This window comes from Solwaraspora sp. WMMA2056 (genome assembly GCF_030345095.1).
In the GTDB taxonomy this organism is placed as follows: Bacteria; Actinomycetota; Actinomycetes; order Mycobacteriales; family Micromonosporaceae; genus Micromonospora_E.
The window spans coordinates 3,959,054-3,979,794 of sequence record NZ_CP128360.1 but is presented as its reverse complement, the minus strand read 5'-3'; the positions used below and the strand labels follow the sequence as shown (position 1 = coordinate 3,979,794).

General features: G+C 71.0%; 18 protein-coding genes. 3 read left to right on the top strand and 15 right to left on the bottom strand.

Annotation, left to right across the window (positions count from 1 at the left end):
* Window positions 1-11: 11 nt before the first annotated feature.
* From O7608_RS18135 to fabG, 8 genes are read right to left on the bottom strand one after another with little or no spacing between them, the layout of a single operon-like run.
* Window positions 12-875 carry an alpha/beta fold hydrolase gene (locus O7608_RS18135; RefSeq protein ID WP_289205712.1) on the bottom strand — a complete coding sequence of 288 codons (864 nt, stop codon included), beginning with the start codon at window positions 873-875 and terminating at the stop codon, window positions 12-14.
* Window positions 872-2,113 carry an NAD(P)/FAD-dependent oxidoreductase gene (locus O7608_RS18130; RefSeq protein ID WP_289205711.1) on the bottom strand — a complete coding sequence of 414 codons (1,242 nt, stop codon included), beginning with the start codon at window positions 2,111-2,113 and terminating at the stop codon, window positions 872-874. Before O7608_RS18130 ends, O7608_RS18135 begins: the two co-directional genes overlap by 4 nt.
* Window positions 2,110-2,874 carry a nitroreductase family protein gene (locus O7608_RS18125; protein ID WP_289205710.1) on the bottom strand — a complete coding sequence of 255 codons (765 nt, stop codon included), beginning with the start codon at window positions 2,872-2,874 and terminating at the stop codon, window positions 2,110-2,112. Before O7608_RS18125 ends, O7608_RS18130 begins: the two co-directional genes overlap by 4 nt.
* The gene (locus O7608_RS18120) at window positions 2,871-5,171 is read right to left on the bottom strand and encodes a beta-ketoacyl-[acyl-carrier-protein] synthase family protein (protein ID WP_289205709.1); all 2,301 of its coding nucleotides are present in this window, start codon (window positions 5,169-5,171) and stop codon (window positions 2,871-2,873) included. Before O7608_RS18120 ends, O7608_RS18125 begins: the two co-directional genes overlap by 4 nt.
* 37 nt (window positions 5,172-5,208) lie before the next feature.
* Window positions 5,209-6,273, bottom strand: coding sequence for a glycine cleavage T C-terminal barrel domain-containing protein (locus tag O7608_RS18115; RefSeq protein WP_289205708.1), 1,065 nt, complete (start codon window positions 6,271-6,273; stop codon window positions 5,209-5,211).
* Between the two features lies 1 nt (window position 6,274).
* Window positions 6,275-6,772, bottom strand: a complete 498-nt coding sequence (fabZ, locus tag O7608_RS18110) for a 3-hydroxyacyl-ACP dehydratase FabZ (protein ID WP_289205707.1) — start codon at window positions 6,770-6,772, stop codon at window positions 6,275-6,277.
* Window positions 6,769-7,065, bottom strand: coding sequence for an acyl carrier protein (locus tag O7608_RS18105; protein WP_289205706.1), 297 nt, complete (start codon window positions 7,063-7,065; stop codon window positions 6,769-6,771). Before O7608_RS18105 ends, fabZ begins: the two co-directional genes overlap by 4 nt.
* Before the next feature lie 35 nt (window positions 7,066-7,100).
* Window positions 7,101-7,850 carry a 3-oxoacyl-ACP reductase FabG gene (fabG, locus tag O7608_RS18100; RefSeq protein ID WP_289205705.1) on the bottom strand — a complete coding sequence of 250 codons (750 nt, stop codon included), beginning with the start codon at window positions 7,848-7,850 and terminating at the stop codon, window positions 7,101-7,103.
* Window positions 7,851-8,042: 192 nt separating this feature from the next.
* Between fabG and O7608_RS18095 the strand changes: the two genes are divergently transcribed.
* Window positions 8,043-9,668 (top strand): FAD-dependent monooxygenase, encoded by a 1,626-nt coding sequence (locus O7608_RS18095; RefSeq protein ID WP_289205704.1) that lies wholly within the window; start codon window positions 8,043-8,045, stop codon window positions 9,666-9,668.
* Between the two features lie 65 nt (window positions 9,669-9,733).
* Here O7608_RS18095 and O7608_RS18090 read toward each other — a convergent pair whose 3' ends face one another.
* Window positions 9,734-10,567: an AfsR/SARP family transcriptional regulator gene (locus tag O7608_RS18090; protein WP_289205703.1), complete on the bottom strand. Its 834-nt coding sequence runs from the start codon at window positions 10,565-10,567 to the stop codon at window positions 9,734-9,736.
* Window positions 10,564-11,754 carry a macrolide family glycosyltransferase gene (locus O7608_RS18085; protein WP_289205702.1) on the bottom strand — a complete coding sequence of 397 codons (1,191 nt, stop codon included), beginning with the start codon at window positions 11,752-11,754 and terminating at the stop codon, window positions 10,564-10,566. Before O7608_RS18085 ends, O7608_RS18090 begins: the two co-directional genes overlap by 4 nt.
* A 316-nt stretch (window positions 11,755-12,070) precedes the next feature.
* On the opposite strand from O7608_RS18085, the gene O7608_RS18080 reads away from it, so the two are divergent.
* Entirely contained in the window at window positions 12,071-13,180 is a 1,110-nt protein-coding gene (locus tag O7608_RS18080) for a DegT/DnrJ/EryC1/StrS family aminotransferase (RefSeq protein ID WP_289205701.1), read from the top strand.
* Here O7608_RS18080 and O7608_RS18075 read toward each other — a convergent pair.
* From O7608_RS18075 to O7608_RS18055, 5 genes are all read right to left on the bottom strand, one after another.
* Window positions 13,143-14,624 carry an NDP-hexose 2,3-dehydratase family protein gene (locus tag O7608_RS18075; protein ID WP_421360752.1) on the bottom strand — a complete coding sequence of 494 codons (1,482 nt, stop codon included), beginning with the start codon at window positions 14,622-14,624 and terminating at the stop codon, window positions 13,143-13,145. The two genes, O7608_RS18080 and O7608_RS18075, sit on opposite strands and share 38 nt — an antisense overlap.
* Entirely contained in the window at window positions 14,621-15,226 is a 606-nt protein-coding gene (locus O7608_RS18070; protein ID WP_289205699.1) for a dTDP-4-dehydrorhamnose 3,5-epimerase family protein, read from the bottom strand. Before O7608_RS18070 ends, O7608_RS18075 begins: the two co-directional genes overlap by 4 nt.
* Window positions 15,227-15,442: 216 nt before the next feature.
* Entirely contained in the window at window positions 15,443-16,474 is a 1,032-nt protein-coding gene (locus tag O7608_RS18065) for an NAD-dependent epimerase/dehydratase family protein (protein WP_289205698.1), read from the bottom strand.
* Window positions 16,467-17,693 (bottom strand): class I SAM-dependent methyltransferase, encoded by a 1,227-nt coding sequence (locus O7608_RS18060; protein ID WP_289205697.1) that lies wholly within the window; start codon window positions 17,691-17,693, stop codon window positions 16,467-16,469. Before O7608_RS18060 ends, O7608_RS18065 begins: the two co-directional genes overlap by 8 nt.
* Before the next feature lie 11 nt (window positions 17,694-17,704).
* Window positions 17,705-19,981: a helix-turn-helix domain-containing protein gene (locus O7608_RS18055; RefSeq protein WP_289205696.1), complete on the bottom strand. Its 2,277-nt coding sequence runs from the start codon at window positions 19,979-19,981 to the stop codon at window positions 17,705-17,707.
* A 102-nt stretch (window positions 19,982-20,083) separates the two neighbouring features.
* Here O7608_RS18055 and O7608_RS18050 point away from each other — a divergent pair, with 102 nt between their 5' ends.
* On the top strand, window positions 20,084-20,410 hold the full coding sequence (locus O7608_RS18050) for a hypothetical protein (RefSeq protein WP_289205695.1): 327 nt from the start codon (window positions 20,084-20,086) through the stop codon (window positions 20,408-20,410).
* Window positions 20,411-20,741 lie beyond the last annotated feature (331 nt).

Sequence of the window (20,741 nt, the reverse complement as noted above, 5' to 3'; positions counted from 1 at the left end):
AACTGAGCGCCTCAGAGCCGGCGGCGGCGCCGCTGCGGTTCGGCGCCCTCGTGGGTGCCGAGGAAACCGAGGATCAGCTCGTTGGTCTTGTCCGGGGCGTCGAGCGGGATCCAGTGGCTGGCACCTTCGATCCGTTCGTAGCGCCACGGTCCCTTGACGTACCGGCCGGAGTTGGCCATGCCCTCCTCCTCCATGGCCTTGTCGCCGTCGGACCAGATGCCGAGCGTCGGGGCGAGCACCGGCGGGAAATTGGTCTGCGTGCGCAGCTCCGCTTCCGGGGACCGGTTGGCCCGGTACCAGTTCAGCGCGGCGGTGAGCGCACCGGGGCGGGCCAGGTCGCGCAGGTAGCGGGTGTGGTCGCCCTCCCGGCCCATGATCTGTTTGAACAGCCGCCACCCGTTGCGGCGCAGCAGTTCCTCGGTGACCCCCGGGAACTGGTAGTAGAGCATGTACCACGACTTCTGCCGCTGCTCGATGCTCGGCGTGGCGAACACGCCGGGGTGCCCGACCGAGAGCACCACGAGGTGGTCGACCCGCCGGGGCATGAGAAAGGCGTACATCCAGGCCAGCGCCGCGCCCCAGTCGTGGCCGACGACGTGGGCGCGCCCGATGCCGAGCTGCGCGGTGACGCCGACGAGATCGTTGAGCACGGTACGCATCTCGTACGCCTCGATCTCCTGCGGCTTGCTCGACTCGCCGAAGCCACGCAGGTCCGGGGCGACGACCCGGTATCCGGCGTCGACCAGGGCCGGGATCTGGTGCCGCCACAGGTAGGACGAGTCGGGGAAGCCGTGCAGCAGCAGGACCGGGTCGCCGGCGCCTTCGTCGACGAGGGCGATCTCGACGTCGTTGACCGTCACCTTCTTGTTGATCACACTGTCTCCCTCAGCAGCCGTTCGACGAAGAACTCGCTGAACCCGAAGTCCGGCACCTGCTCCGGCGGGACCATGTTCAGCAGCCCGGTCACCTGCAGGGCGTCGTTACGGGTCATCAGCTCCCGCGCCCGCCGGCGGCGGCGCACCGCCGCCTCGCCGAACTCGACGTGCAGCTTGGCCATCACGTTCGCGCCGAAGTGCAGCCGCTTCATCCGTGCTTCGCGTTCGACCACGTACGGGTCGAACGTCGCCGGTGACCAGTCGTCGGTGCCGCGCAGCAGTTCGCAGACCGTACGGGCGTCGCGCAGGCTGCACGACAGTCCGGTGCCGAGCACCGTGTCGGCGTTGCCGGCCTCGTCGCCGATCAGCACCACGCCCTGCGCCAGCGGCGGGCGCTGCGGCACGATCGACACCGACGGCCAGGCGACCAGCGGCCCGTCGGCCCTGGCGGCGGCCACGGCGGCGCCCTTGTCGGGCAGGCAGTCCAGTGCGAACGCGGCCAGGAAGCGTTTGACACCGCCGGGCCCCCGGTAGCGGGTCTGCTGACCGGTGGCGAAGTTGAGGTACAGCCGGGCCCGGCCGTAACCCTGCGGGAAGACCATGAACATCACGTCACCGGCGGTGCCCATCGCCTGGACGTCGGCCGGCCAGTCGTCGAGGCCGTCGACCATCAGGCCGGCTCCCCAGTGGTGGATGGCGTTGCTCATCGTGACGCCGATCTGCCGGCCCACCGTGCAGGCCCGGCCCGTCGCGCCCAGCACCATCCGGGTGGTGATCCGGTGCTCGCCGTCGGCGTCGCGGTAGGTGACCACCGGTTCGGCGCCGGCGGTGACCGCGATCCGGGACGCACCCATCACCACCCGGGCGCCGTTGCCCGCCGCCTGTTCGGCCATCAGTTCGCAGACCCGGTGGTGCGGGAAGGAGTACGGTCCGCCGACGCCCGGCATGAAGCTGCACATGTCGACGGCCTGCGCCTCGTCCGGGTGCACCACCTCGTCCCACTGCACCCACTCCCGGATCTCCCAGGCACCGCCCAGCACGAAGGCGTCGTCGACGCCGAGCCACTGCGCCTCGGCGATGCCCCAGGGGGCGAGCCATTCACCGCGTACCAGGTCCCGGTACTGGGTCTGCTTCTCCAGCAGCATCACCGACATGCCGTGGGCGGACAGGTCGCAGGCGGCGGCGGCACCGGCGATGCCGCCGCCGACGATGACGACGTCCGCGCTGTGGTCCGTCACGCTCCCCACCTCTCCCAGAAGGTGCGCTCCTTGGCCGGGCGCCGCTTGGCGGGCCGGAAGTCGGTGCCGACCGTGTAGGCCACCGGCAGCAGGCAGATCTGGGTGACCCCGGACGGGATGCCGAGCAGCTCGCCCACCTGCCGCTCGTACGGCAGATGCATGCAGGTGATGGTGCTGCCCAGCCCGCGGCTGCGCAGGGCGAGCTGCAGCGACCAGATCGCCGGGAAGATCGAGCCGTAGTAGATGCTGTGCCGCATCGGTCCGAGCTGCACGTCGTGCGCCGGGTCACCGGCCGGTTTGCCGGCCCGGAACCGGGCCCACTCGGCCTCGATCGCGGCGGTGTCCGGCGGTCGGCCGAGCACGCAGGGCAGGATCATCACCGGTACGCGGGGCAGGATCTCCTGCAGCGCGGCGGCGGAGGAGTTGTTGCGCCGCGCCTGCGCGGTGTTGCGTTGCCGCCCGGACCGGGTCCACGACTCGTCGCGGTGGAACTGCCAGGACAGCGCGATGATCTCGGAGATCCGGTGCTTGACGTCGGGATCGGTGATGACCAGCCAGCGCCAGTTCTGGTGGTTGTTGGCGGTCGGTGCCTGGACGGCGATCTCCAGTGCCTCCTCCACCAGGTGCCGTGGCACCGGCCGGTCCAGGTCCAGGCGACGCCGTACCGCCCGGGTGGTGGTCAGCAACCGGTCGGTCTCGGCCAGGTCGAAGGGGTCGGCGCTCACGCCGGCCCCGACAGGGTCGAAGGGGTCGGCGCTCATGCCGGCCCCAGCAGGACGGCGCCGCGTACCGAGCCGGGCGCGGCGGTGAGCACCAGGGTCCGGTCCAGCGCCGGCAGCATGTCCGGTTTGGTCAGATAGGACTCGACGGTACCGGCCACCGGACGCCGCAGACCGGTCACGGCGGGGGCGACGCGGTCACGTAGAGCCAGGGCGCCGAGGGCGATGTTCAGCGCGCCGGTCGCGGCCTGACAGTCGCCGGTCTGCCCGACGGACGTGGTCAGCAGCGCCCCGGGCAGGGCGTCGAGCAGCGCGGCCGCCTCGGTGGCGTCGTGCGCTCCGCCGGTCGCCGCGCCCAGCACCAGTCCGATGCCGGGCTCGGCGGTCACGGTCGTCAGGCTGTTGCGTACGCCGTCGCGTTCGGTGCCACCGGCGGCGGTCGCGTGCCGGGTCCGTACGACGGTGGCGTAGGGCCGGCCGCCGCGCGCCGCGCAGTGCGCGGCGGACTCGACCACCAGGGCGGCCGCCGCCGAGCCCGGCGCCGGGGTGTCACCGGCGATGTCGTACGGCGAGACCGTGCTGCCCTCGGGCACCGGCCGGGCGGTTTCGTCGGCGGCCACGACCAGCACCACCTCGGCCTTGCCGGACCGGATCATCTCGACCGCGCAGTCGAGCGCGATCGACGCCGAGGCACCGCCGTTGCAGATGGTGGTGGTCGGTCCACGCAGGCCCAGTGCCTGGCAGACCGCCCCGCCGGTGGCGTTGAGGACGACGTTGGAGAAGCTCAGCGCCGACGCCCGGCCCGGGTCGACGGCCACGCTCTGGTCGAAGTCGTCGGTGCTCTCCACGGATCCGGCGGCGGTGGCGAAGACCACGCCGACGTCGTTGAGCGCGCTACGGGGCAGTTTCAGCGCCGCGTCCTCCCAGGCCAGCCGGGACGCGGCGATGGCCATCCGGGACAGGTGGTTCATGTGCCGCCAGACCGGGCGGGGGGCGTACGAGCGGCTGGTCAGGTCCGGCGGCTGCCCGACGGCGCTGCGGCCGGTGCTGATCGCCTCGCTGAGCTCGTCGATGCCCACACCGAGGCCGGTTACCGGGCCGAGTCCGCTGATCACCACCGGGGCGGCGGCGTCGTATCCGGGCTGCTCGGCGCGGGCCCGGCCGGGGGTGGTCAGCACCAGCGAGGCGTTGTTGCCGCCGAAGGCGTAGTTGTTGCAGACGACGACGTCGATCGGCATCGGTCGGGCCGTGTTGGGGACGAAGTCGAGCCCTTCACGGGCCGCCGCCTCGTCGTCGAAGCCGATGGTCGGCGGGGCGGTGTCGTGGCGCAGCGCCAGCACGCTGGCGACCGTCTCCACCGCGCCGGCGGCGCCGAGGGTGTGCCCGAGGAACGACTTGATGCTACTGGTGGGCACGCGCGCGGCCCGGTCACCGAAGACGACCCGCATGACCTTGGCTTCCATGCTGTCGTTGGCGGGCGTACCGGTGCCGTGACCGTTGACGTAGTCGACGTCGTCGACGCTCACCCCGGCGTCGGCCAGCGCCCGCCGGACCGCGCTGGCACCGCCCCGACCGGCGGGGTCGGGGGCGGTCGCGTGGTAGGCGTCGGCGGACAGCCCGTAGCCGGCGACCTCCGCCAGCGGTTCGACACCCCTGGCCAGTGCCCGCTCCAACGGTTCGACCAGGACGAACGCCGCGCCTTCGCCGAGGTTGAGGCCGTCGGATCTGCTGTACGGCGCGCAGGCTCCCGGGCTCAGCGCGTGCAGGCCGGCGAAGCCGGCGTAGGTGCCGAAGAGCAACGGGTCGACGCCGCCGGCGAGCACCAGGTCCGCCTCGCCCGTGATGATCTTGTCGCGGGCGAGGCCGACCGCGTTGCCGCCGGCCGCGCAGGCGGTGGAGACCAGGATCCGTGGGCCGTGGGCGCCGAGCCGGTCGGCCACCACATCAGCGGTACGGTGCATCGGCTGGTACCTGTTCGCCGGATCCGGCGTGGCCTGGCACTTGCCCAACACCATCCCGAACCGGTCCGGGCCGGCCGCCGACAAAGGTAGACCGGTCCTGGGCAGTTCCAGACCGGCCTGCCGCAACGCCTGGCGCGCCGCGACCATCGCCAACTGCGCCGTCCGGTCCAGGCCCGCTTCGTCGGCGAGCAACTGCGACGTGATCCACTCGTCGGGCACCTGGCCGGCGTGGCGTGCCTCGAACGCGGCGAAGGCGGGGTCGGTGATCAGGCTGATGCCCCCGGTGCCCGACGCGAGCCGCAGCCAGAACTCGTCGGGGTCGCGGCCGATCGCGCAGATGACCCCGAGGCCGGTGATGACGACAGTGGGAAGCGCCATGGCGTCCTCTCCTCACAAGCGATCCGGTCCGGCTGGCTCAGAGGACCGGGACGCTCCAGCTCTTGGGCGTCACGTACGGGCTGCTGAGGGTGACCGCCTCGGCGTCGCCGACGGTGAGGTGCAGGCCCGCCGCGGCGAACTCGGGTGACACCCGGGCCAGGCCGAGGGTCTCGCCGATGCCGATGCTGTGGGTGGCGTAGACCACGTGCCCGATCTGCTCACCGGCGGCCGACACGCTGGCGCCGGCGGCGGGCAGCGCGCTGCCACAGCGGAACCCGACCGTCCGCACCGTCGGCGCGCCCTCGAACTCCCGCAGCAGCGCGTCCTTGCCGACGAAGGACTCCTTGGTGAAGTCGACGAGCCAGTTGGCGCCGAGCTCGAGGACGCTGGCCCGGTGACCGTCCTCGTGCCGCAGCACCGGCTGACGGACCTCCAACATGGCCAGTTCCAGGGCTTCGAGCCCGGCCGGGGTGGCGTGCTCGACGGCCAGGCCCCACAGCGTCGCGGCCTCGGTACGCGGCACGATGATCTTGTATCCGTACTCGCCGGTGCTGCCGGTGCGACCGAAGACGACGTCCACGCCGTTCCAGGTGGTGTCGGCCACCGACTCCAACGGCAACGCCGCGAGCTCCCCGTCGATCAGCCGGCCGATGACCCCCCAGCAGTACGGGCCCTCGAAGGCGATGATCGCGAGGTCCTGCGACCGGTCGACGATCTCGACCCCGGCGTGCTCCTGCGCCTCGAGGTACGCCAGCAGGCTGGTGCCCGTACCGCACGAGCTTTCCAGGATCATCCCGTCCTCACGGCCCCAGACCACCACCTGGTCGACGATCCGACCGTCGGCGGCGAGCACCAGACTGCTCATGCACCGCTCGGCGGTCAGGTACTCCACGTCGCGGGCGAGGATCCGCTGGATGAAGTCCACCGCCGCGTCGCCGCGTACCTCGATGAGGCTCGCCGGGCTGAGGTCGATGACGGCGGCCCTGTCCCGGATGGCCGCGTACTCGGTCTCCATGGTGGAGTAGCGCATCGGCACCTCGGCGTCGGCGATCTCGCCGAAGACCGTGCCGTCGGGGTGGACGTCGGTGAGTGCGGATTTCATGTCAAGCCTCTCCAGCTGGTTTTCCTGCGGCGGGGTCGGTGATGGTGATCAGCCCCTCCGCCGCGACCTGGTCGTCGACCCGTGCGACGACGCGGTACTCGCTGATGCCCCCCGCGCCGGCGGTCCGCTCGGCGGAGAGCACGATCTGGTCACCGGGAACGATCCGGCGCCGGAACCGCATGGACCGCACACCGGTCAGATAGCTGATCCGGCCGGCCCCGGCGAGTGCGAAGACGGCACCGGCGAGCTGTGCCATCGCCTCGATCACCACGACGCCGGGCAGGACCGCTTCCTCCGGGAAGTGACCCTGGAACCACAACTCGGTCGCGGCGACGTTCTTGATCGCCACGCCGTGGGTGCCCGGTTCGATGCTGTCGATCCGGTCGAGCAGCAGCATCGGCCAGCGGTGCGGGATCAACGCCCGGATCTGGTCGTTGCTCAGCGCCGGCGCGGCCGTGGTGTGCCCGTTTCCGGACGCCGGCCGGGTGCGGACCCTCATGACCCGGCAGCGGGCAGCAGATCCGGATTGATCGTCTCCGCCAGCCGGGACACCGATCCGAAGATCGCCAGATCGCTGTCGTAGAGCGCCACCCCGAACTCCGCTTCGATCGCCACGTAGAGTTCGAGGACGTCGAGGCTGTCCAGTTCCAGTCCGCGACCGAACAACGGCTGGTCGTCGGTGATCCAGTCAGGGTCGATCGGAATGTCCAGGCGGGTGACGATCATTTTCTTTATCTGTGCGCACGCCTCGCGACGTGCTGCGGCACGCGCCCGAATGTCGTCCAGAGTCATCCATAGCCTCCCTGTTCTTCAGGTACGCGGTGGCCTCAGCCGAGACCGCCGCCATTGGCCACCAGAACCTCGCCGGTCACGTACGATGCCTTTTCCGAGGCCAGAAACGTGACCAGACCGGCTATCTCCTCGGGCCGGGCCATCCGCCCCAACCGGATCCGGGACTCGTACTGCTTGCGGATCTGACTCGGCAGTACCCGGGTCATGTCGGTGGCCACGAATCCGGGCGCGACGACGTTGGCCCGCACCCCGTGCGGCGCGGCCTCGTACGCCAACGCCTTGGTGAAGGCGATGATCGCGCCCTTGGACGCGACGTAGTTGGTCTGACCGGGGAACCCTCCGTCGAGCCCGCTCGCCGAGGAGAGCGTGACGATCGCCCCGCGACGTTGGTGCTGCATGATGCGCATCGCCTCGCGGCAGCTGAGGAAGGTGCCCTGCACGTTCACGTCCATGGTCTCCTGGAACTGGCCCAGGCTCATCGCCACCAGGTGCCGGTCCCGGGTGATGCCCGCGCTGGTCACCAGGACGTCCAGCCGGCCGTGCTCGGACCGCAGCGCACGGAACATGTCCCGGACGCTGACCTCGTCGGTCACGTCGGCGTGCAGGGCCGCCGCGCTGCCGCCCTCCTGGCTGATCTGGCTCACCAGTTCCTTGGCGTCGCTCTCGGACCGCGAGTAGTTGACCACCACGTGGACGCCCTCGCGGGCCAGATCCAGCGCCACGGCCCGGCCGATGCCGCGCGAGCCGCCGGTGACCAACGCGACCGAGCCATCGGCGAAGAGCATGTCGACTGTCCCCCGCTCTGTCGTGACCGACGACGGCGCGCGACCCCTGACCGGGGTCCCGCCCCCGCCGGTAATACGAATCGCACACCGACCCAGGTACCCAGGACACGGTATCCCCGGAAGTTATTGCGTCAATATCATCGCGATTTCGTCGCATTGACGAGCCTTCAGGCCCATGGGAGGATACGGCCCATGAATACGGTCGACGTCGAGGTTCTCATTGTGGGCGGAGGACCGGTCGGCCTGTCCGCCTCGATCGAACTGTCGCGCCATGGAGTGACGTCTCTCCTCGTCGAGAAGCACGCCGGCACCTCCATTTTTCCCAAGGCACGACTCGTCTCGACGCGCACCATGGAGATATTCCGGTCCTGGGGGATTCAGGACGCGGTGGAGCAGGCCGGGCTGCCCCGCGCGGACAGCCTCGCGCTGGGGATCGGCTCCGCGCTGACGGCGGCGGACTTCCAGCGGGCCGTCGCACCGATCCACGACGACGCACCCCAGAGCCCGACCTACACCTACATCTGCTCGCAGGACCGGCTCGAGGTGATCCTGCGGGCCCTCGCCACCGGGCACGACACCGCGCAGGTGCGCTTCGCCACGACCATGACCCGGCTGCGGACCGTCACCGACGGCGTCGAGGCCGTGGTCGACTCCGCCGACGGCCGACGACTGGTCCGGGCCCGCTACGCGATCGCCGCCGACGGCGGACGCAGCGGCATCCGGGCCGCGCTGGGGATCGGGGTGGCCGGTCCACCGCCCCTGGGCCACATGCTCAGCGTCATGTTCGACGCCGACCTGCGGCAACTGCTGCACGACCGGCTCGGCGCGCTCTACTTCGTCCGCGGCGAGGTGGGCTGCGCGGTGGAGGCGGTGGACAACGTGCGTCGCTGGATCATCCAGACCGCGTACGAGCCCGAGCTGGGTCAGCGAGCCGAGGATTTCACCGAGGAGGTCTGCCTGGGCCTGGTCCGGGCGGCGGTCGGCATCCCGGACCTGCCGGTCGAGATCATCGGTACGATGCCCTGGCTGCAGCAGGCGATCGTGGCCGACGAGTTCCGCCGTGGCCCGATCTTCCTCGCCGGCGACGCCGCGCACGTCGCCACCCCGCAGGGCGGCTTCGGGATGAACTGCGGCATCCAGGACGCGCACAACCTGGGCTGGAAACTCGCCGCCGCGTTGCACGACGCTGCCGGCGCGCGGCTGCTCGACAGCTACCCGGACGAACGCCGGCCGGTCGCCGAATGGACCGTCGACGAGAGCCTGAACAACGCCCTGATCACGGTGGAGATGATGGAAGGGCGGCTGGCCATGCAGGAGGCCGGGCAGCGGCAGGCCGACCGGCGCCGCGCCGAAGGCATGGTCCTGGGTTACCGGTACGACTCGTCCGCCGTCATCCCGGACGGCACCGACCCGCCGGCGCCGGACGACCCGTACCGGACCTATGTGCCGACGGCACGACCGGGACACCGGGCACCCCACGTGTGGCTGTCCACGGCCGGCACCCGGGTGTCCACCCTCGACCTGATCGGTCCGGAGTTCACCCTGATGACCCCGGCCGGCAGCGGCTGGGCACAGTGCGCCAAGGAGGCGAGCGGCCGGGCGGCTGTCGGGATCAGCGCGGTGGAGGTCTCCTCGGACGACTCGACGACGTTGTCGGGCCCCGACTGGGCCGATCGGTACGGACTCTCCCCCCGGGGCGCGGTCCTGATCCGGCCGGACGGGCACGTCGCCTGGCGGTGCGTCGACGCCACGCCGTCGAGCGACGCCGTGGTCGACGCGCTCGACCGGATCCTGGACCGGACATCCACCAGTCGGTGACGGGGCACCGGGCGTGCCGACCCGCCGGTCGGTGACGGACGGCGCAGGGCGCGGTCACCTGCCGGTCAACTGGCGTGCTCACGCACCAGCAGGTCGCCGGGCTGCCCGTACGCCCGGGACCGCAGCCCACGGGCGGCCGGCATCAACGTCGGCGCGTCGCGCAGGATCTGGTCGTGCAGGCGTTTGAGTTCCGGTCCGGGCTCGAGGCCGACCTGCTCGACCAGGTGACGGCGCGCCTCCTGATAGGTCCGCAGCGACTCCGCCCGCCGCCCGGCCCGGTACTGCGCGAGCATCAACTGGGCCCGTGAGCGCTCCCGCAGTGGATGCTCCGCCACCAGCGGGATGAGGTCCATGATGACCCGGTCGTGGTGACCGAGTTCGAGTTCCAGATCGACGTGGGCATGGGCGGCCTCGAGGCGGGCCTCCTCCAGCGCCGCCGCCTCGGCCTGCAGCCCGCACATCCCCTCGAACGGTGTCCCCCGCCACAGGGCCAGCGCGCGGACCAGCAACCCGGCGGCCAGTTCACGGTCCGGGCAGTCGCGGGCCCGGCCGGTCAGCTCGGTGAACCGGTGCAGATCGATCCGCTCGGGTGCCACCCGCAACAGGTACCCCGGGCTCATCGTCACGATCGCCTGTTCGTCGGCGGCGGCGGCACCGATCCGTTCACCCAACGCGGCACGGAGCCGGGACACGCAGATGGCGATCTGCGACCGGGCGCTGCGCGGCGGCGTACCGGCCCAGACCGCCGCGATCAGTCTGCTGACGCTCACGACCCGATTGGCGTCGAGGGCGAGCCGGGCCAGCACCGCCCGTTCCCGCAGGCCACCGATGCGGACCGACTCGTCGCCCTTGCAGACCACCAGCGGCCCCAGGATCCGAAGCTCCAGCGAATCGCTCATGACCGCTGCCGGGCGAGGTAGTTCTCCAACTCGTCCGCGGCGCGCCGGGTGCCGCCGGCGGCGCGGACGTGCTGGCGCATCCGGCGGGTGCCGTCCTGGATCGCCGGGTCCGCGGTCACCTGCCCGATCAGCTCCAGCAGCCGGGGCGCGGTCAGCTCCTGCTGGTCGAGTGGGCGCCCCAGGTCCAGTTCGTCCAGGCGTCGTGCGGTCACCGCGTCGATGGCCGAGGTCGGTACGACGACCATGGGGGTGCCGGTGAGCAGCGCCTCCATGACCGTACCCATGCCGCCGTGGGTGACCACCGCAGACGCGTGCTCGAGCACCGTGACGTGCGGCACCCAGCGGTGCACCTCGACGTTGGACGGCAGCGGGCCCAGCGATTCGGGGTCGATCGCGTCCGCGACCGTCAGCACGGCGTGCCACGGTGCCTGCGTGAAAGCCGAGATACAGGTGCGGAAGAAGTCCGGGTGCCCGTTGAAGACCGCGCCGAGGGAAACCAGGACCACCGGTAGCTCACTGGTCGGCGGCTTCCAGTCGCCGAGGAAGGCCCGCTGCCCGACGCACGGGCCCACGAACACGAACCGGTCGTCGAAGGAGTCCCCCGCGTACTGGAACTGTCGGGGAATGGTGACGAGGTTGAAATCCTGTACGCCCCACCACAGTTCCTGCGGCGCCACCGCCACCTGGTGGGCGGCGCACAACGCACCGATGCGGCCCATGAACTCGGCCAGCCACGGCGGGGGCGTCGGCGGTCCACCGGCGGGCGGTGCACCCTCACCGCCATAGATGGCGGTCAAGTAGGAAAAGGACTCGTTCGAGGCGAACATCGGAATCAGCTGGACGGCGGGCAGTTGCCACTTGCGGGCCAGGATTCGCCCGGCGTAGAGAATCGACGTGTCGTACAGGATCAGGCTCGGCGGATCGACCGCGAGTTCGGCGTCGGCGGTCCGCAGCATCGCGGTGCTCTCGTCGAGCAACAGGTTCAGCAGATACCGGGGATCGTGTGCCACACCGGTGAAGTCGGCCTGTTTGTAGCGCGAGTCGTACTGCACGACGGTCGCCCCCGCCGCCTCGGCGATCGAGGCCGTCCGGGCACCCGTGAGATAGGTGACCCGATGTCCCCGGTCCACCAGCTCGGTCACCACCGCCAGGTTGGGAATGACGTGGCCGTGATCCGGATGGCTCATGACAAGAACGTGTTCAGACATCTGCTGGCGTCCTCAAGCTGTCGACTGCGCGCTCATGCAGCCGGGCCCGACCGGTGCGACTCGGCTGACCGGGCCCGGTCGGTGCAGGTTAGACAGCCCACCAGCCCCTGCGCACCCCCTTACCCACCCCTATCGATTAGGGGTTCTGGCTGCACGGTGCCCTGCGGTACGGTGCCCGAGGGATCGGTTGATCAGGGCGCTGGTCCGGTGTGGTCATACGTTCTCGCGGGTTGATCCGGCTGGTCACGCGCCATCGACCGGGTGCCCACCCCTACGGACCTACGGAGAATCCACGATGGCCACCCTGGTCTGGGACTACCTGCTGGAGTACGAGAGCGAGAAGCACGACATTCTCGACGCCGTCGAGTCGGTGTTCCGGTCCGGCCGGCTGGTACTCGGGGACAGTGTCCGCTCCTTCGAACAGGAATTCGCCGCGTACCACGGACTCGGCCACTGCGTCGGGGTGGACAACGGGACCAACGCGCTCAAGCTCGCGCTACAGGCCCTGGACGTCGGACCGGGCGACGAGGTCGTCACCGTGTCGAACACCGCCGCGCCGACGGTCGTGGCGATCGACGCGGTCGGCGCCACCCCGGTCTTCGTCGACGTCCGGCCGGACACGTACCTGATGGATGTCGACCAGGTCGCGGCCGCGGTCACCACCCGGACCCGGTGCCTGCTCCCGGTCCACCTGTACGGGCAGTGCGTCGACATGGCACCCCTGCGCCGGATCGCCGCGGCACACGACCTGGTGATCCTCGAGGACTGTGCCCAGTCGCACGGTGCCCGCCACCACGGTCAGGTCGCCGGTGCGATGGGCGACGCGGCCGCGTACTCCTTCTACCCGACCAAGGTCCTCGGGGCGTACGGCGACGGTGGCGCCGTCATCACCGACGTCGAGGCCGTGGCAGACCGGCTGCGTCGATTGCGCTACTACGGCATGGCGCAGACGTACTACGTCGTCGAGACGCCCGGACACAACAGCCGGCTCGACGAGGTCCAGGCCGAGATCCTGCGCCGCAAGCTCGGCCGGCTCGACGACTACATCGACCGACGGCGCGCCGTGGCCCAGCGCTACGCCGACGGGCTCGGTGACACCGACCTGGTGCTGCCCACGCTGGCCGACGGCAACGACCACGTCTACTACCTGTACGTGGTCCGGCATCCCCGCCGCGACGACATCATCGAGCGGCTGGCGGCCTTCGACATCCGGCTCAACGTCAGCTACCCGTGGCCGGTGCACACGATGACCGGCTTCGCCCACTTCGGCTACCGCGCCGGTCAGTTGCCGGTCACCGAGCGGCTGGCCGGCGAGATCTTCTCCCTGCCGATGTACCCGTCGCTGCCGACCGGCCTGCAGGACAAGATCATCGAGTCGGTCCGGGACGTGCTGGCGCACCTGTGAGCAGGCTCCGCAGGCAGGCGACCAGGCTGCGGGCCTGGACGTTGAGATAAAAGCTGTGCGCCAGCAGCTCGGTCAACTGCGCCAGGGTCAGCCACCGGTAGTCGTCCCGGTCGCCGGCGGGCACCGCATCGGTCTCCACGATGAGGTAACGGTTGCGGGCGTGGTAGAAACGGCCGCCCTCCTCGGACAGGACGGCGTCGAAGCGCACCTGCTCCGGTCCGGCCGCCAGCACGTCGGCCAGAAACGGTGGCCACTGGTCGGCCGGCAGGTGCCCGTAGTTGCCCGGCAGGCACTGCACGGTCGGCGCGAGTTCGATCACGTCGGCGAAACCCGGTTCCGGGCGGGCGCAGACCAGCATGTGCAGGACACCGTCGATCGGCCGGACGAGGAACGCGATGATGCCGTCGCTGCGGGGCTGGATCATCGGCTGCGTCCACTGACCCACCTCGCGGCCGGCGGCCCGCACCTGGACACCCATCACGTCGAAGTACCGGCCGGACTCGTGCGATATCCGCCCGTCGCGGTGCAGCCAGCCCTCGGCCGCGACGAGTGGGCCAAGTCGGGCCCGGATCTCGGTCCGGGTCCGCATCCCGGTGACCCAGCTCAGGATCTCGGTGAGGGACCACGCCGCGCCGCTTCGCGGATCGCAGGAGTGCGCCAGGGCGGCGCCGAAGTCGTCGTCGAACGGCAGGATCGTGCCCCAGCCGGGTCCGCCGAGCGGCAGGCAGGCCAGGACCGTCCGGGCGTCCATTCCGACCAGATCCGGCACCCGGAGCAACCGGTGGATCTGTCCCATCGTCAACCAGCAGAAACCGTCGAGTACGGGCACGTCGGCGGCGACCTCGACGACCATGTTGCGGTTGCGCTTCTGGTAGAACCACGCGCCCTGCTCGGACTGCCGGACGTCGGTGAGCACCCGGTGCCCGACCGGGTTGAGGAAATAGTCGAGGTACGGCACCGGCCGCCCCTGGTGCACCCGCGTGTAGTTGCTCCGGGTCGCCTGCACGGTCGGGGCGAGTTGGACGCCGTTCTGGTTGCCTGGCTCCCGTTTGGCCTGCATCAGACAGTGCAGTACGCCGTCGATCCGCTTCACCAGGATGCCGAGAATGCCGATCTCAGGCTGGTGGATGATCGGTTGCGTCCAGTTCGTCACCGGGCCGGCGGGGTAATCCACCGCGAGGGACTCGACGGTGAAGAACTTTCCGGTGCGGTGGCGCAGATTGCCGGTGACCGGATCCTGCGTCCAGTCACGCAGGTCCGCCAACGCGACCTGTTCGACGGACATGCTCGTCCTCTCGCGCATACCGGCGAGCCACCGGTCGAAGTCCGCGTCCCCGGCGAAGCGTCCACTCGTGGCCAGCATCGACTCGACGAGGCTGGCTTCGGGCGCCGTACCGGCCCCGGCGCGCAGGGCACCACGCGTTGTCGCCGACACTCCGCTCACCGGGCCCGCGCGGGCTGCTCGACCGCCTGGCAGGCCGCGTACTCGGGCAACAGGCCGGCGGCCCGCGCCTGCGCCAGGGTACGGGCCTGCCGGTCACGCGGGGACAGCAGCGGCGTCAGGCCCGCAGGCAGGTCGAGCGCGATCGCCGGATCCAGGATCGACACCGCCAACTCGTTGGCCGGGTCGTACTCCCGGGACAACAGGTAGGTCATGACCGTGTCGGATTCCACCGCGACGAAGGCATGGCCGACCCCGGGCGGCAGATAGACGGCGCGATGGTGCAGGGGATCCAGCAGTACGCCGTCCCACCGCCCGTAGGTCGGCGAGCCGACCCGCAGATCGACCACGAAATCGTACGCACGACCGGCCGGACAGTGCACGTACTTGGCGGCACCGGGCGGCGTACGGGTGTAGTGGATCCCCCGGGCCACGCCCTGCACGGAACGGCTGTGGCTGACCTGGGCGACGGCGAACAGCGAATGCCCGAGCGCTGCCCGGAAATCCGACTCCTGAAAATGCGAGACGAACACGCCACGCTCGTCCGGGTGAATTTGTGGTGTGAATACGTAGGCACCCGCGACGGCCAAGGGCTGCGCTTTCATGGTTCGCATTCCATCGGTCGCCACCGCCCGTCTGCATTCGACACTTGTCCGTTGCCGCCGATCACACCGCGGCGGGTCGCGCCGTCGCACCGTGCCGACGATGAAGCCACCGGGTGATCGCCGAGTCAGGATGCGACACGGCAACGGAACAGGTCAATGCGATAGGGGGAGCTACCGGCGAGGTTAGGGGTCGGCCCCCTGCGGACAGACACCGGCTCAGCCGGCCGCCGGCGCAGGTGCCAGCGCGTCCAGGGTGCGCCGCAACGCCACGGGCAGCGGCGTACGTGCCCGCCAGCCGGTTACCGCCCGGAACGCCGACGGATCGACCACCAGGCTGTGCAGGTCCATCGCCGAGGCGTTCGCCGGTGGCGGCACCGACTCGACCGTCACCGGCGGCCCACCGGTGTGTTCGGCGGCCAGGGCCGCGATCATCGTGAAGAGTTCGCGCAGCGTGGTGCCCTGCCCGCTGCCGATCGGCCAGTGCCGGCCGGCCAGCGCCGTCGGATGGTGCAGGGCCCCGACGAATGCGTCCGCGACGTCGTCGACGAACAGCAGGTCACGCTGTGCCGTACCGTCGGCCCACACGGTGAGCGGTTGTCCGGCCAACGCCCGCCGCAGCATCGTGCTGACCACTCCCCTGTCGATCACCCCCGGTGCCCGTCCCGGCCCGAAGACGGTCGGCAGGCGCAGGGTCGTTCCACACACGACACCGTCGGCGGTGGCCGCCTCGACCGCCCACTGCGCCACCTGCTTCTGCCGGTCGTACCCGGTGGCGGGCCGGTCCGGCTCGGTACCGTCGACGCGGGTCGGCCCGGGGCCGACCTGCGAGGTCGACCCCGGGAACACCAGCACCGGCGGCGGCCCGACCCGGCGGGGCGGCCGCTCCGCCAGCGCGGCGAGCGCACTGCGTACCACCCCGACGTTGACCGCCCGCGCGGTCGCCTCGTCGTCGGTCAGCCGCCAGGTGCCCCGTCCGGCGTACAGCACCAGTGGGAGCACCGCGTCGGCGTCGGCGACGCATTCGCGGACCTGCCGAGGGTCGGTCAGGTCGCGCACCAGTCGTTGCGCCGGGGCCGGACCGGGCGGGGGCGCCGGCAGGTGCCGGGACACCAGTCGCAACCGGACGTCCCGCCAGCTCAGCCGCGCCGACACCGCCGCGCCGACGAACCCGCTGGCGCCCAGGATCACCACCAGCGGTGGACGCCCGTGGTCACCCCGACCGTGCGGGGCTGGCGCACCGTCAGACAACGTGAACCTCGGGGACGTAGAGCAGCCATCGTCCACCCGCCGCCCGGAAGGCGGTCTCCTTCGCCATGATCTCGTCGGCGTGGTTCCAGGCGAACAGCACCGCGTACGGCGGGTACGCGGCGGTGAACGCTTCCGGCCCCCGTACCGGGATGTGTGAGCCCGGCGTCAGCCGGCCCTGCTTGGCGGGGGTGGTGTCGCAGATGAACTCGATCCGGTCCGGACCGATCCCGCAGAAGTTCAGCACGGTGGCGCTCTTGGCCGTGGCGCCGTAGCCGACCACCCGTTCACCCCGGGCGTGACGCTCGTCGAGGAACGCGGTCAGTCCTCGGCGGATCCGCTCGACCCGGTCGCCGAACCGCCGCAGCGTCTCCGGCTCGGCGATGCCGGCCCGGCGTTCCTGAGCCAGCAGGTCGGCGACCGCCCGTGTCGGCGTCCGGGCGCCGGGCCGCGCCAGGGTGTAGCGGACCTCGCCGCCGTGGACCGGCAGCCGCTGCACGTCCACCAGTTCCAGCCCGTGTCGCGTCGCCATCGCCTGCACCGATCCGCCGGTGAAGAGGAAAAAGTGCTCGTCGTAGATCTGGTCGAACGAGGTTCGCTCGACGATGTCCGCGAAGTAGGGATCCTCGAACACGAAGACCCCGTCCGGGGCGAGCAGCTCCCGCACTCCCTTGAGGATGGAGTCGATGTACGGGATGTGGCACAGGGTGTTGGCCGCGTAGATGACGGTGGCCGGCCCGTCGCTGACGGCGATGTCGGCGGCCACGGAGGCCTCGAAGAAGTCGGTCCGCACCCGTACCCCACGCTGCGCCGCCATGGCGGCCACGCCGCTGGACGGTTCCACCCCGAGATGGCGGACCCCGGCGTCGGCGACGGTGCCGAGCATCGTCCCGTCGTTGCAGCCGATCTCGACGATGAAGGCGTCCGGCCGGTGGAGTTCCTCGGCGAGGAACCGGCGCGCGAGCGCCTCGAAGTGCGCCCGCATGACCGCCGACCCTCGGGAGATGTACGGGTAGTCCGCGTGGAACATCCGCTCCCTCGGCACCTCCTCCATGAGCTGCACCATCGTGCAGGTACGGCAGATTCCCACGGCCAGGCGGTAGAAGAACTCCGGGTCAGTCTGCTCCGGCACCAGGAAGGCGTCGGACAGCGGCTGTCGTCCGAAGTCGAAGAACTCCTCCACCGGCCCGGCACAGACCCGGCAGGTCGACGTCGCAGGCATGTACGGCACTCCTAGTTGTCGATGATGTGCGGGCGGTCGACCATCGCGGTGCCACCGGCGGGAGCGAGCAGGACGCGCAGGTCGGCCTTGCGTTTCACCTTGAGCTTGCGGTAGATCCGGGTCAGATGCTGCTCGACGGTGCTGACCGTGATGAACAGGCGGCAGGCGATCTCCCGGTTCGGGTACCCGAACCGGGCCAGTTCCGCGACCCGGCGTTCGGAGTCGGTCAGCACCGACAACACCGGTACGTCCGAGGTGTCGGCCCGGCGGCCGCCGATCGCTTGACGGGCCCCGGCCCCGGGTACCGGTCCGGTCGGCGGGTCGCTCGCCAGGTCGGTCGGCGGGTCGCTCGGCGGGTCGCTCGCCGGGTCGGTCGGCGGGTCGGTGGAGCCGGCGAGGGTGGCGACCGCAGCGGCCAGCGCCCGGGCCTCGTCGTCGTTGCCGAGCTGCTCGTGCACCCGGTGCAGGTCGGTCAACGCGGCGATCATCCCCAGCCGGTCACCGGCGGTCCGCAGGCAGTCGTTCGACTCCCGCAGCAGCGCGGGCCGCTGCTCGGGTGCGGCGGCGGCCGCGAGCACCCGCAGCGCGAGCCCACGCACCCGAAGGTCACCGTCGCGGCTGGCGAGCTGTTGCTTGAGCAGGTCCCGGGCGATGTCGCAGCGGCCCAGGCGGAACTGCGCCTCGGCCAGGTCGATCCGCCACAGCCCCAGGACCGGACCGTCGACGCCCCACCGGCGCATCAGCCGACCGCAGCTGTGGAAGTCGTGGGCGGCGGCCAGGACCGCGCCGGTGGCCAGTTTCAGTCGTCCGCGCGCGTGGCGGTAGCGCAGGCCCCAGATGGTGTCGTCCGCCGCGTCCGGGATCGGCTGCGCCAGCACCTGAGCCGCGGCCTCGTGCGCGCCGAGGGCGGTGTGCGCCGCGACCAGGGTGGCCAACGGGTACGCGATCAGCACGCCCCACCGCGACGCGGACAGCCGACGCAGGGCCAGTTCGACCAGGGCGACGGCGACCGCCGGCTCGCCCCGCAGCAGGGCGATCTCGGCCCGGACCGCACGCAGCAGGGCCTCCCAGGTGGCCGCACCCCGCCGCTCGGCCTGAGCGATCAGCAGGTCGCAGCGGTGCACCGCCTGGTCACTGTGACCGCCGTGGGCCAGGGCCAGTAGCGCGGTCGCCACGACCTCGACGGCGACCTCGCCGAGGCGGTAGCTCTGCAGCACCTGATGGGCTGCGGCGACCGCGCCGGACCCGCCACCCTGCCACAGGGTCGCCAGGGATCTGGCGAGGTCGAGCCACGGATCATGGGGCTCCTCTGCGGCCCGTGCCGGCCAGCCCCACCGGGAACCGTGGAACCACTGGTACGCGATCCGCAGCTCGGCCTCGGTCTTGGTCTCCAGCAACCGGTGTGTCTGCGTCGTCGGGTGCAGAATCTGCTGCACCCGGTCCTGGGCACCCTGCCAGAGCGCCAGCCGCGCCATCGCCAGCAGGTCACGATCACGCAGTTCGCCCCGTGGCACCGCGGCCCACAGGGGGTCGAGGTGGGCCGCGGTCGCCGACGGGTTCACCTGCTCCAACGCACGGGCCAGGACGCTGGCCACCCCGAGCCGGGCGTCGGCGTCGTCCGCGCAGGCCAACGCCAGTTCCAGGCACCGTACGGCGTGCGCCGGGTCCTCGGTGGCAAGCGCGTGTTCGGCCGCTTCCCGCAGCACCCGTACCGCCCATGCCTCGTGCGTCGCGTCTGCGGACAGCAGATGGCGGGCGACGTCGACGGCGGAAGCGCCGCGTTCGAACAGCGTCTCGGCGACCCGGCGGTGCAGTTCGGCGCGCTGGTGCACCGTCATGTCGTGCAGGATCGCCTCGGTGGCCGCCGGATGGCGGAACCGGCCGTCCGCCACCAGACCGGCAACGGTCATTGTCCGTAGCAGCCCGGCCGCGGTGATCGTCCCGAGGCCGAGCAGCCGGCCGAGCAACGACGGCGGGCAGTGGTCGTCGAGGACGGCGAGCACGCGTGCGGCGCCGAGGAGTTGGAGTTCCCACCGGTGCACGCTCTCGACGACCGCCTGCTGGTAGCGGGGACCGACCACGGTCGGTTCCCGGCTCACGTGAGGCTGGTCCGCCGGATGGCCGGCGGCGGCCCGGCCCGTCAGGTCCCGGTCCCGGTGGTCGTCGAGCAGAGCGCTGACGAGCAGCGGGTTGCCGGCGGTGAGCCGGTGGCACGGCGCGGCGGCCCGTTCGGCGACGTCGGGGTCGAACGCCTTGGCGAACAGGCTCTCCACGCTTCGGACCGACATCGGCGCGAGACCGATCCGCTGACGACCCGGGCGGCTGATTTCCGACGCCAGCAGCGGGGTCGCGGACTGCGCGGGACTACGGGCAGTGAGCACCAGAATGCCGTGCGCATTTCTGAGTCGACGGTCGAGCGAGACGAGCACGCGCATCGACCACTGATCCGTGAATTCCGCATCGTCGACGCAGACGACCACCGGCCGATCCGCGCCGGACCCGCCACCGCCCGAATGCAGGAGCACCTTCGCGAGATCCCTGGACAGTCGCGCGCATTGGCACGAGTCGCCCGTTTCGTGATCCTGCAATTCCCATTGGCATTTCTCGCATGTGCCGATCAACCGTGTCAGCCGGTCAGCGGCCCCACCCAACCGCCCGCTCTGCACCAGTTGCTCCACGACACCCAGCGGAAGCGCGCGCTCGGGCATGGCACCTGACGCCCGCAGGATCCGCGCCCCCTCGACCGTGGCGCGCTGGGAGAACTCCTGCAGCAGGGCACTTTTCCCGCTCGCGAGTCCCCCGACCACGAGGATCGTGCCACCCTGCCCGGCTGAGGCACGGACCAGCCCGTCCCGCAGAACGCCCAGCGCCTCGTGATACTCAATGAACGCCATGCCATCCCCACGTGACCAGTACGAAGCTGATGCCGCCGGACCCGAAACCCACCGTCGATCTGGCCAAATCAGCGGAACGCGTCGATGACACCCGATCCAACCGTGTCTACAAGTGACATCAGGCGATCGAATTGGCCTGTTCCGATGTTAGCGC

Coding starts and splice junctions, on each gene's coding strand:
- O7608_RS18115 (WP_289205708.1), bottom strand. CDS start 6,273: ATGAAATCCGCACTCACCGACGTCCACCCCGACGGCACGGTCTTCGGC.
- fabG (WP_289205705.1), bottom strand. CDS start 7,850: ATGCTCTTCGCCGATGGCTCGGTCGCGTTGGTCACCGGCGGCTCGCGC.
- fabZ (WP_289205707.1), bottom strand. CDS start 6,772: ATGAGGGTCCGCACCCGGCCGGCGTCCGGAAACGGGCACACCACGGCC.
- O7608_RS18055 (WP_289205696.1), bottom strand. CDS start 19,981: ATGTCGGTCCGAAGCGTGGAGAGCCTGTTCGCCAAGGCGTTCGACCCC.
- O7608_RS18095 (WP_289205704.1), top strand. CDS start 8,043: ATGAATACGGTCGACGTCGAGGTTCTCATTGTGGGCGGAGGACCGGTC.
- O7608_RS18120 (WP_289205709.1), bottom strand. CDS start 5,171: ATGGCGCTTCCCACTGTCGTCATCACCGGCCTCGGGGTCATCTGCGCG.
- O7608_RS18090 (WP_289205703.1), bottom strand. CDS start 10,567: ATGAGCGATTCGCTGGAGCTTCGGATCCTGGGGCCGCTGGTGGTCTGC.
- O7608_RS18070 (WP_289205699.1), bottom strand. CDS start 15,226: ATGAAAGCGCAGCCCTTGGCCGTCGCGGGTGCCTACGTATTCACACCA.
- O7608_RS18105 (WP_289205706.1), bottom strand. CDS start 7,065: ATGACTCTGGACGACATTCGGGCGCGTGCCGCAGCACGTCGCGAGGCG.
- O7608_RS18080 (WP_289205701.1), top strand. CDS start 12,071: ATGGCCACCCTGGTCTGGGACTACCTGCTGGAGTACGAGAGCGAGAAG.
- O7608_RS18060 (WP_289205697.1), bottom strand. CDS start 17,693: ATGCCTGCGACGTCGACCTGCCGGGTCTGTGCCGGGCCGGTGGAGGAG.
- O7608_RS18125 (WP_289205710.1), bottom strand. CDS start 2,874: ATGAGCGCCGACCCCTTCGACCCTGTCGGGGCCGGCGTGAGCGCCGAC.
- O7608_RS18085 (WP_289205702.1), bottom strand. CDS start 11,754: ATGAGCCATCCGGATCACGGCCACGTCATTCCCAACCTGGCGGTGGTG.